This window comes from Desmonostoc vinosum, assembly GCF_059505385.1.
The window spans coordinates 1-10,851 of the sequence record NZ_JCACKM010000196.1; the positions used below are offsets into that span (position 1 = coordinate 1).

General features: G+C 41.8%; 8 protein-coding genes. 5 read left to right on the forward strand and 3 right to left on the reverse strand.

The window, feature by feature from the left end:
- Positions 1-129 precede the first annotated feature (129 nt).
- On the reverse strand, positions 130-1,143 hold the full coding sequence (locus AC5JMF_RS24090) for a zinc-dependent alcohol dehydrogenase family protein (protein ID WP_495798231.1): 1,014 nt from the start codon (positions 1,141-1,143) through the stop codon (positions 130-132).
- 199 nt (positions 1,144-1,342) lie between these two features.
- On the opposite strand from AC5JMF_RS24090, the gene AC5JMF_RS24095 reads away from it, so the two are divergent.
- From AC5JMF_RS24095 to AC5JMF_RS24115, 5 genes are all read left to right on the forward strand, one after another.
- Entirely contained in the window at positions 1,343-2,050 is a 708-nt protein-coding gene (locus tag AC5JMF_RS24095; RefSeq protein ID WP_495798232.1) for a Uma2 family endonuclease, read from the forward strand.
- Positions 2,051-2,133: 83 nt separating this feature from the next.
- Positions 2,134-2,799: a glutathione S-transferase family protein gene (locus AC5JMF_RS24100; RefSeq protein WP_495798233.1), complete on the forward strand. Its 666-nt coding sequence runs from the start codon at positions 2,134-2,136 to the stop codon at positions 2,797-2,799.
- 101 nt (positions 2,800-2,900) lie between these two features.
- Complete coding sequence (locus tag AC5JMF_RS24105; RefSeq protein WP_495798234.1) at positions 2,901-5,294, forward strand: EF-hand domain-containing protein; 2,394 nt, start codon at positions 2,901-2,903, stop codon at positions 5,292-5,294.
- Positions 5,295-5,721: 427 nt separating this feature from the next.
- Positions 5,722-8,109: a helix-turn-helix domain-containing protein gene (locus tag AC5JMF_RS24110; RefSeq protein WP_495798235.1), complete on the forward strand. Its 2,388-nt coding sequence runs from the start codon at positions 5,722-5,724 to the stop codon at positions 8,107-8,109.
- Between the two features lie 98 nt (positions 8,110-8,207).
- Entirely contained in the window at positions 8,208-8,840 is a 633-nt protein-coding gene (locus tag AC5JMF_RS24115) for a Uma2 family endonuclease (RefSeq protein WP_495798236.1), read from the forward strand.
- Positions 8,841-9,056: 216 nt separating this feature from the next.
- On the opposite strand, the gene AC5JMF_RS24120 is transcribed toward AC5JMF_RS24115, so the two are convergent.
- Positions 9,057-9,659, reverse strand: coding sequence for a hypothetical protein (locus AC5JMF_RS24120; protein ID WP_495798237.1), 603 nt, complete (start codon positions 9,657-9,659; stop codon positions 9,057-9,059).
- A gap of 37 nt (positions 9,660-9,696) precedes the next feature.
- Entirely contained in the window at positions 9,697-10,725 is a 1,029-nt protein-coding gene (locus tag AC5JMF_RS24125) for a glucokinase (RefSeq protein WP_495798238.1), read from the reverse strand.
- Positions 10,726-10,851 lie beyond the last annotated feature (126 nt).

Below are 10,851 nucleotides of genomic sequence, written 5' to 3' on the forward strand. Positions count from 1 at the left end.
CCTCTGGGACGGGGGAGGCTAACGCCAATGGAGAGGATGTAAGACCAATTCGCGGACGTAAATCCAAGATGCGGCAATCTTCTGTGAAGTTGGAAGCTCACACTGTACCGTCAGGTCAGTGTGGGTAGTTCACCCATACTCAATTACCACTTTGCCAAAGTGATTAGCACTTTTAAGATAATTGTAGGCTGCTTTTGCTTCACTAAAGGGAAAGACTCGATCAATAATCGGTTGAATTTGATGCTTTTGCATTACCTGATTCATCGCCTCAAACATTTCTCGACTACCTACATATATCCCTTGAACTGCTAAACTCTTAAAAAGTATAGGCATAGGATCAATCTCATTTCCTCTGCCTGACAGCACACCAATTAAACTAATACGTCCTCCAATTCGGACTGCTTGCAGTGATTTTGGTAGAGTCCCTGCCCCACCTACTTCTACAACATGATCTACACCTGTACGATTAGTTAACTGATAAACTTGCTTTTCCCAATTTGGCGTTGTTTTGTAGTTGATTGTGTCGTCAGCACCGAGCTGTTGAGCGCGTGCTAATTTTTCATCGCTGCTGGATGTGATAATTACTCGGGCATTGTGTATTTTGGCGAACTGAAGGGCAAAAATTGAAACTCCTCCTGTACCGAGTAACAAAACACTATCATTTGCGCCAATATTACCCTTTGTTACTAGCCCATGCCAAGCTGTAACAGCTGCACATGGTAGGGTTGCACCTTGAATGTATGACAAATAATCAGGTAATATTACTAACCCATTTTGGTGTAAAATGACATACTTGGCCAGCATTCCATCGATACCGCCTCCTAAATCGGATTTCATTTTCTCTTTAGTTAAAGAGCCATCAATCCAGTCTTGAAAGAAGATACCAGCGACGCGATCGCCTACTTTTACCCGTGTGACACCTTCACCAATTGCTACAACTTCCCCAGCTCCATCAGACATGGGAATCAGTGGATATTTTTGTCCAGCACCATAGGCTCCCTCAGCCACAATCAAATCGCGGTAATTTAAGGATGTCGCTCGAACTTTGATCAAAGCTTGGCCTGCTGCGGGTTTGAGTTCAGGGCGCTCAACTAATGCTAAGGCTTCAATCCCTGCATTACTTTGAATTTCGTAAACTTTCATCAGCTTTTTCTCCCAATAACTCAAAGTTCACAGTAAATGATGTCTACCAATTCTCAAAAATTTAGCCACAGATTGAAACCATACTCCCTTGCTTTATGCCTATTACCTCATCTATCTACTGCTTGATCTGAATTTCGTAACGCCTCAGTCTAAACTAGACTTAACCTTACCAAAACTATATTTTAGATAAATAACAGTCATGTCTTTCGCTCAAAATTTAGAGGCTGTCTCGGAAGACACAGAAGATGTTATATTTCCACCTGGAGATTTACTGAGTGACGAACCGCCTTTGGAAACAGAGTTTCACTTGCGGCAAATGCTGCTATTAATACAGTGTTTAGAGTGGTGGTGGCGCGATCGCCAAGACTTCTATGCTTGTGGTAATATGACAATTTATTACAGTCCTCGTCAGCTAAAATCTGAGAAATTCCGGGGGCCCGATTTTTTTGTGGTTTTAGATACTGAACGCAAACCCCGAAAAAGCTGGTTAATTTGGGAAGAGGATGGTAAGTACCCAAATGTGATTATCGAAATTCTGTCTCCAAAAACGGCTAAAACTGATAAAGGATTGAAGAAAGAAATATATCAAAATACTTTCCGCACCCCAGATTATTTCTGGTTTGATCCTAATCCTAATAGCTTAGAGTTTCGAGGGTTTCATTTGTTAGATGGTAGCTACCAAGAAATTCAACCTCAAGACAATGGCTGGTTATGGAGTCAGCAATTGCAGTTATATTTGGGGATTCATGAATCTAAGTTAAGATTATTCTCTGCTGATGGACAGATGATACCGACACTAGAGGAAGTAGCGCAGCAAGAGGAACAACAGCGCCAGCAAGCCGAACAACAACTAGCACAAACAAAAGCTTTGTTAGCCCGTTACCGGGAAAGATTCGGGGAGTTATAAGCTGTGAGAATCAAATATGTAGCGTATACGGTGTATAGTAGGCAGTGCTACATATCTACTCAATAAAGCTGTGAGGTTTTCTCATGCTGACGCTTTATCATGCACCTATTTCTCCAAACTCCCGCCGAGTTTGGGTTGCACTGCTGGAAAAAGGACTTGAATTTGAACTAGTAGAAGTAAAGTTGGATGGGGAGCAGTTTAAACCAGAGTTTTTAGCGATTAGCCCCTTCCACCACATTCCAGTTTTGGTAGATGACGGCTTTAACATAGTGGAATCTTTAGCAATTTTGGACTATTTGGAGGCAAAGTATCCTATACCTGCGATGTTGCCTCAAGATGCTCAAGATTTAGCGATCGCCCGGATGGTACAACTAGTAACAGTGAATGAGCTTTTGCCCGCAACCACCACATTTTTACCTCAAGTATTAGGCTTACCCGCAGGAGATCCTGAAAAAATCGAGCAGGCAAAGCAGAAAATTGCCATAGTGCTGAAGTTGTTTGAGAGTTTACTCGATAGTCGCCCTTACTTTGGTAGTGAAAACCTGACTCTCGCGGAGATTGTAGCTGGAACTGTAGTCATCTGGTTGCCAGGAGTAGGTATTTCCTTAAGTGATTATCCAAAACTTAGTGCTTGGCACGATCGCTTAGTTGCACGTCAATCGTGGCAAGCTACCGAAGCGACACCAGAAGCCTTAGCAGTCTTAAAGTCAGTTGTGCTGAAGAGAATGGCACAACAAAATGTAGGATAACAGGGAATAGGGATAATTAATATGGACTTAGCTGCACTTGAATAAAAATTAAAAGTATTTAACTCCTTTTGGTCGAATTACAAAATTAAGGGGATGAATTGATGACAACTGTAGAACTAGAAAAAAAAGTCTTGACTGAGGAAGAAGTAACGAAGTTGTGGTCAGCGTTCCAAGTATTTGATGTAGATGGTAGCGGTGCGATCTCAGCAACAGAATTGGGGGAAGTGATGCGATCGCTAGGTCAAAGTCCTAGTGACATCGAACTGCGCGATATGATCAAAGAAGTGGACGTTGACTTATCAGGCAGTATTGATTTTGAGGAATTCAAAACCCTGATGGTGTCTGCACAAGGCGATCGCAAAAGCCGTCTGAAGCTGGCATTTAGTGTGTTTGACGAAGATGGTAGCGGTCAGATTACCACAAACGAACTCCACAACGTTATGAGTTTGTTCGGGCTAACGGACGCAGAACTCGAAGAGATGATTAAAGAAGTCGATCACGATGGCGATGCCTCAATTGACTTTCAAGAGTTCATAAAACTGGTTCCTGAAGAGTCAGAAATCACCAGCGGCTATAAAGATTCACCCATTTCTTTTACTAATCCCCCTGCAAATAATCCAGCCACCGTCACCTCAGACATAGCGATGGCTACTGAAGCACCTATCCTATTAACCACCACATCTCTTACACAGGAAACAAAGTACGATAGTCCAGAAGTGGCACGGCTCAAAGAACTGCTCGCGCAACACCCACAAGAGCAAAAAGAACGCGCCACCTCTCGGTTGCAAATGCAGATTGGCTTGTTTCGCCTGATCCAGGGGGCTGCTTACCGCTGCTTCCGCGAGAGTTTCTCTGCTAATCACGAAACTCACCTGCGCGTGCGGAACCTACCCTACAAAATTACCGACTTTGTGCAGTTTGTCCAAAAAGCGATCGCATTGTACAAAGGTTTAGATGTCGTAGAAAAAGCTTGCTACCCCCTATTAGATGCAGTCGTTGAATCAATCGAGAAAGAGTACGCCCAACTCCAAGACCGCATCAAAAACTGGAAAAGCATCGAAAAAACACCCCAGATGCTAGCTGAGGAAAAAGCAATGGAATCAGCACGCCGTAAATCCATCTCTGTCAAGGAGAAGTTTGCAGCGGGTGTGGAGTTTGCCATTACCGTCAAGAAAAAGCATTTCAGCTTTCGTGATATTGCAGCAGGCGTGCTAGCTATAAACGAACTCAACCGCCTAAGACAGATGGAACTGAATGCAGAACTGACCCCACCTCCCCCGAAATCAGCAGGCGATCCCAAAGATTACCTCAAGCAGTGGAACCGCGTTATCCTCACTGATGCTTCAGAAGAAATAGACGGTGCAATGATGCCAGTAGATTATTGGTATGAAGATTTTATGCCGAAATTGCTAGCTGCTTTCAGTGTCAACACTGCTGCTGACATCCAAAACAACACAGTACCTGACGAAACAGCTTTAGCTCAGTGGTATGCAGATACTCAAGCAATGGGAGAATTTGACCGTTATGGGGCAGATGTGGCACAGAACTTTTCTCAATCCACTCCCAAACAAAAGCTAGCAGTTAAGCAGGCATGGCGTTTGACGCATTATTACCTCAATGGCGTGCAAAAACGGCGTGAACGCCAAGAGTTTGGGCGCGAGTCAGGGGCACTCTCACAATACGTGGCATTTATTGATGTGTATTTGGGACGAAGTGATATTAAAGATGCTCAGATGCGCGTTAGCTTTCCTTATTACATTGGGCCTGGTGTGTGGCGTTTCTTCCACACCACGGCTGAAATCGTGTGTACCAAGCCATATCAAGAACAAAAAGCGCTAGTGGCAGTTTTCCAAGACTTCTTTAAACTATTTGCCACGATGTATCCCTGCCCTTACTGCCGTCACCACCTCAATATGTATGTGGTGCAGAACAAAGAAGTCGATATGTATCCAGTAGAGTACCTTTTGTTGGGACGTGACCCAAAACTGAATAATTTTGAGGTGTCGATGGAAGCTAAGCTGTCTACAGTTGTAGATGGCCCCGCCTTACGCTTATTTTTCTGGAAACTACATAACACCGTTTCCTCATCCATTGCTCGCTCCGAGGAATGGTATCACAAGGATGAGAAAGCTTTTTACACTACCCGCTACTGGCCCAGTCTGGACTCCGAACTTGCACGAGGCAAAGCACTCAAACACCTTAGCATCTCCGTCGAGCGTTTATACCGCCTCTATGGAATTCTAAAACCGGCATCGCGGTTAGCAGGAGTTAGAGCAACTCTCCAAAAGCTGTTGGAGAAAGGCGATGAGTCAGGTATTAAGGAGGCGTGTACGCTAGCCGAAGACTATATCCAAGAGTTGGAATCGTCTGTGATCACTGGTCAATTTCTTCAGGAAACCTACCGCTTTGATCCTGAAATTGTAGATAAAGCTCCCTACTTTACTCCTGAAGAGGAAGAGTTTGCTCGTAGTGGCGTATTTGTAGAGGTTATATGAAAGGGAACGGAGAATGGTGATATATGTCTGGCTCCTGCAACTGTACAAATCTGCAATTTGTTGCTTAGGATTCGTGTAAAAATAAGTTGAACAATTTAATATTTGTAGTGCGGGCATCTTGCCCGCGCGAGCAAGATGCCCGCACTACTTATTTTTACTTGATGCCTTACACTCATTGAGTTGAAGCAAAGACGCTAACGCGTAGCTTGCTACCGCACAGGGGTACGACTTCTCCTGTCACAGACGCTACGCGTTAAGCGCAGGGCTTTACGCTCAGTACAAGTTCCCCATTCCCTTGCACAAAACTTTGATAAAGTTAGGAAAAAAGTCGGATTTGCGGTAATTTATCCGAAAATTTGGAAAGCATAACTGTAGACTAGTTACAGTTATCCTAAAATTTGAATTAAACTACCCTCGTCGTTACACAATGAACGCTGAAGCAGCATTAGCATGGTTGGATACCATAATTCCTGCTCAGACCGGGGAACGGTTGAGCGATTTGCAAAAAGTTATTTTTCAGCAGGTTTGGTTGGGTAGGAAATACTTAGATATCGCTAATTGTTACGGTTGTACAGAAGGACATGCCAAGGATGTTGGTTCGCAGTTGTGGAAGTTGCTTTCGCAAGCACTGCGGGAAAAGATTACTAAAAGTAATTGTCGAGCGATTATAGAACGGTGTTTAAAAAAGATTCAAGAAGCAGAACTGCTAAATCTGCATTCTCATGAGGTAAGTTTTAGAACTCAAACTATACCAGAGGATATCAATTTTATTGGACGCAAAGAAGCGATCGCTCACCTCAATTCTTTGGTAAATCAAGGAACTAAAGTCATTGTCATTCAAGGTGAGGGAGGCTTGGGTAAGACTACCCTTGCACAGCGATATCTGCAAACTAAAGGATTTGAGTTAGTTCTAGAACTGCCGATGGCCAAGGAAGCGCAAAATATCACCTCGGCGGCACGGGTAGTGGAAGAATGGCTCAAACAAGACTTTCACGAAGAACCAGGGGTAGAATTTGGTGTGACGCTAGGACGGCTGAAGCGCCAACTCCACAACCGACGCATTGGAGTGTTGATTGATAATTTAGAACCTGCGTTGGATCAACAAGGTAAATTAATTGCTCCTCACCGCAACTATGTAGAACTATTGCGAGTTTTAGCTGATGCGAGGGTGCAGTCTATCACCTTAATTACAAGTCGCGATCGCCTTTGTGAACCAGGGATAAATGCGGAACATTATCGGCTTCCTGGTTTAGATCAACGTGCATGGCAACAGTTTTTTAGCACTCGCAAATTAATTATCGATTTGCCTACGTTAAATATTATGCATCGTGCCTACGGTGGTAATGCTAAAGCTATGGGCATTCTCTGTGGTGCGATTCAGGAAGATTTTGATGGTGATATGGCTCTTTATTGGCAAGAAAATAATGCCGATCTACTAGCAGTTACAGATTTAAAAAATTTAGCAGCCAGTCAAATTAATCGCTTACAAATTCTTGACCCCCAAGCTTATCGCTTGCTTTGTCGTTTGGGATGTTATCGCTATCAAGATGTAACCAAAATTCCCACTCCAGGATTGTTGAGTTTACTTTGGGATGTTCCATCTACTCAGCATCGCCAAATTATTACTTCTCTCAAAAATCGGTCTTTAATAGAGTGCCATAAAGGTGAATATTGGCTGCATCCAGTCATTCAAGCCGAGGCGATCGCTCGCTTACGCATCAGTGATGATTGGCAAATTACTAACCACAAAGCTGCCGAATTCTGGACAGATAAAGTTCAAAAAGTTGAGTCTTTTTCAGATGCGTTACAAGCTCTAGAAGCATATTATCATTACAAAGAAATTCGAGAATTTGAGTTAGCAGGTAAAATTATTCTCAAAAGCCGAAATAATCAATGGCAGCAGTTTTTACCCCTTGGCAGTACTTTATATCGCATGGGTTTGATCCAGCCAATTATGACTGCTATTAGTCAAGTAATTGATCAAATTACACATGAAGAAAATTTAAGTGAGCTATACAATATATTGGGTGATTTGTACTGGATCATAGGGAAGATACATCAGGCGATCGCTTGTCAGGAGAAAACTATTAATCTAGCAACTAAAATCCTCAAATCACTCGCACCCCAACCAGAAAATCAACACACAGTTTACTATCTGAGGATGCTAGAAGTAGATTCTCTATTAAGCATTGGTCTCTACAAAATTGACTTATGGGAACTAGAGGCATCTGCAAAATTATTTCAACAAGTGATTTATCTAGCTCGAAATACTGCTCATCATCGTTGGGCAGAAAAAGCTAGCGTGTGTTTAGCATTAGTAAATTCCTATTTAGGATTATCTGAGGCATCACGCTCATTAGCAGATGTCGCTTATCACACTATCACAACACAATCACTCGTAGAACAAACAGGCAGATTTGCCTATTTCATGCAAATTCTCGGTCAAACATACGTTAATTTGGAAGATGTTGATAAAGCTAACGAAATGTTTTGCAGAGCATTAAAATTTGCTGAAGAAAGTCATTATATGCAGGTAAAAGCCAAAACACTTAATGGTTTAGCAGCAATATATCGGCAACAAGCAGAATTTGCATTAGCTTTGAGTAATCATCAAGAAGCAATTGAACTTTTAGATAAAATAGGTGCTAAATGTGATTTAGCTGAAGCTTATTTTCAATTGGGTTTAACTTATCAACAAATGCAAAAATTTGATGATAGTAAAGTGAGTTTTGATCAAGCAATTCAGTTATTTACTGAAATGCAAGCCCTGAAACAAATTGAAAAAGTTTCAATAACAGCTTGCAGTTTTAACTAGATGTTAAGCTTTTATAGTAGACCTGCCTTAAAAATAGGGAGTGGGGATTAGGGAAGAAATATTTTTATCTAACATTGTGATGTAAGAAGTATTTTAATATGCTAGTCCAGTCAATACCAGCAGAACAAAGAACGGTGCTAAATAACGTTAGCTGGGAAACCTTTGAAGCCTTGCTGAAAGACACAGGGGAAAATAGAGGTTCCCGGTTTGCTTATGATGGCGGTACTTTAGAAATTATGACCCCACTATTTCAACATGAAAACTTAAAAAGTAATTTCGGCAATTTTATTGTTGTTTTAGCTGAAGAATTAGATATTGAAATCAGAAGTGCTGGTTCTACAACCTTGAAGCGGAAATTGGCAAAAAAGGGAATAGAACCTGATGCTTGTTATTATATCCAAAATGAAGTAGCCATTTGTGGTAAAGAAACTTTAGATTTAGAAACAGATCCACCGCCTGATTTAGCAATTGAGATTGATATTACCAGTAGTTCGGTTAATAAATTTAATATTTATGCAGCGTTAGCTATAAATGAACTTTGGCGATATGATGAGCAAAATTTGAAATTTTATCAGTTGCGAGAAGGGCAATATGTTGAGTGTGATTCTAGTATTGCCTTTCCTCTGGTTTCAGTCAGTGAGATGAGTAGATTTATTCAGCAGAGTAAAAGTATGGGTGAGATTGCTTTGTTGAAATCGTTTCGCGCTTGGGTCAAGGAAAAATTAGAATAGTTAACTTTATGAGAGCCGGTCAACTCCTCAACGGCAAGCACTGATTTTTTACATCCTAATTATCAAGATTTAAGCTATTAGGCATCAAGTAAAAATAAGTAGTGCGAGCATCTTGCTCGCGCGGGCAAGATGCCCGCACTACAAATATTAAATTGTTCAACTTATTTTTACACGAATCCTTAGCCTTGGGATCAAATCCAAGGCAGGTAAATCATCTCACTTCTTTAACACTACTTGAAAAGAATTTAAATATCCCGTAATGGTTCTAGCTAATGTTTTGTGTTGCTTTCTAGTAGTTATAGCCATCACTTGATACAAGCGTCCTTCGGCTACATACATTCTATTTTTAGTGATTTTACCGCCAGTATTGATATACTCAATTTCTTTCCCTGGATGACCATTAGAACTACGAATATTTCGCTGACTCATTAAATTACTTTTCGTAGTTTTTAAAGCTAGATCCCGTGCATTATTTAGTATTAGTTGGGGGTTGGCCATTTGCCCATAACTATAAGGAAAGTCATTGTAAGTAACTATATATGCTACTTCTTGTTTGGGTGGTTGGGCGACAAACATTTCTAAGTTAATTTCACCCATATAGGTTTTTTGATATTGAGTATTCCTATTGGGTGTTCCTGGCATCAAAACAGTAAAGCGCCCATCGGGAGCGGTGTATAATTTCCACTTGGGCTGTACTGGTTGAGGTGTGGTGATTTTTGGTTGAGAAGCTGGCAGTTTAGCTGGACGCGCTGCCACTAAGGTAGATGCACTGCTGACAACAGTAACGGCAATAAGTGGTAACAAAATTCTAAATGTCATAGTTTTAGCTTTGGAGATGCTGATTTTACTGATGCAGTTATAACCTAGCAGCACACAAAGCAGCACCAATTAGGCCCACTTGTGGGTTGAGGATAATGTACACGGGTATCTCTTCCAGCAGAGAACGCATCCTGCCTTTTTGGGTGAAGTTTAGCAGAAAATTGCTGTTTTTGATTAAAGGCAGTATTTTGGGCGCAATACCACCAGCCATGTATAAGCCACCATAAGGTAGCAGTTTCAGGGCGAGATTGCCGGCTTCTGTGCCATAGGCATCGATAAACATTTGTATAGTTTGTTGCGAAAGACGATCGCTTCCTTGTAATGCAGCTATACCAATGGCTGCACCCGGATCAACGCTTTTTTCCTGTTGTCCTGCTTCTTTTTCCCAAGTGCGAACAATTTGGGCGATATCTGGGGATTCAGTGGTGATTTGGCGATCGCGCAAAAATTGGTAAATTGAAACAATCCCCTGTCCTGAAACGACTCTTTCCACTGAAACGCGTTGGATATCGTGTTTATCCAACAGGTATTTCATTAACTGAAACTCTAACTCGTTACGAGCGGCAAAGTCAGCGTGTCCACCTTCTGAAGGGAAGACTTGATAATGCTTGCCTTGCTTAATGAGAAATCCTTGCCCTAAACCAGTACCCGCACCGATAATTGCGATCGGGGCTTCAGGTTGAAATTTGCCAGCTTGTAATGTGAGCAAGTCTTGTTTTTGTAAACCCAAAATACCATAGCCAACAGCAGCGAAATCATTAATCAGGGTAATTTGTGAGATACCTAACTGCTGTTCTAGTCGTTCAGTTTCTAAGAACCAGACTAAATTAGTTAGCTTAGCAGTATTTTTCACCACTGGGCCTGCGATCGCAAAACAAGCTTTTTGTGGTGTCGGTGTATCGGCTTTGAGCAAAAATTGCTGTACCATCGGCACCAAGTCAAGAAAATCTCCACTGAGGTAACTTTCCTGATAAATAGTGTGTAGCTCTGACGTTGACTCTGTGGCTTTGACTAATCGCAAAATCGTTTTAGTGCCGCCAATGTCGCCTGCAAGTAGCAATGTCATAAAACTTATCAGCAAAAAATTTAGTTACTGTGAACTGGGGATTGGGAATTGGGGAACTCGGGGCCCACGCTCTCTTATGGGTAGGTTTTTTAGATTTCGCGTTTTGGTTGACGCAAAGACGGGGAG